General features: G+C 68.7%; 1 protein-coding gene. It reads left to right on the top strand.

What is annotated here, in order from left to right; all coding sequences use genetic code 11:
* A partial coding sequence (locus B3873_RS23530; protein ID WP_286869346.1) for an MFS transporter occupies positions 1-758 on the top strand: 758 nt, incomplete at its 5' end.
* Positions 759-844 lie beyond the last annotated feature (86 nt).

Below are 844 nucleotides of genomic sequence, written 5' to 3'. Positions count from 1 at the left end.
CCCGCCGCTCCGGACGATCACGCGGCGTGATCGCCATCGGCCCCATGCTCTGGCTGCCCACCGCCGCACTGCTGGCCCCCCACATCGGACCGCGCATGGTGTTCGCCCTGGTGGCGACTACCGCGCTGCTGGGCCTGCTGGCCGCACGCCGCCTGCCTCAGCACGCCTACGCACCGCCCCAGCCACGCCGCTGGAAACTGCCCAATGCCCTGGACTGGTGGTCCTTCCTCGAAGGACTGACCCTGGATGGCCTCTTCATCGTCGGCCTGGCCTACATGAGCAAGCAATCCTTCGGCGCTGATGGCGAACTGGTCGCGGGGGTATTGATGGCGCTGCGCTACGCGGGGGAAATCGTCCTCAGCCCCCTGGGCGGATGGCTGGCCGAGCGCTTCGGTGCGGTCAAGGTACTGGTGACGCTGTCACTGGCCACCTGCGTGGCGCTGGTCGGTTTCGGCGGGGGATTGCTGTGGCTGTTCGCCGGGCTGATCGTGATCCTGCGGGCTCTCCAACTGCCGCTGCTGGCCCCCATCGTTGCGGCACGCACGCCACCGGCGCAGCGTGTGCATGCGCTGGCTGGACGGGCGATCTGGCGCGATATCGGCGCAGGCATGGGGCCGATGCTGGCCGGCCTGCTGCTGCCGGTGATGTCATCCCTGTGGCTCTACAGCCTCGCGGCCTCGGCCCTGGCGCTGGCAGCCATCGCCTGCGGACGCCAGCCGGTACCCGTACCGCCAGCGTCCCTCTCCGGTCAGCCCTGAGCAGGGCGGGGCGCGCTTTATGCGGTGAACAGATATCGATCTGCCCATTGCTTCGTTCACAGCAGCACGCAGCTTGACTAGCATGG

This window comes from Herbaspirillum sp. UBA812, assembly GCF_002296545.1.
Taxonomy (GTDB): domain Bacteria; phylum Pseudomonadota; class Gammaproteobacteria; order Burkholderiales; family Burkholderiaceae_D; genus Herbaspirillum; species Herbaspirillum huttiense.
Note: the sequence above shows the minus strand (reverse complement) of the source record. Positions and strands in the feature narration are given on the sequence as shown.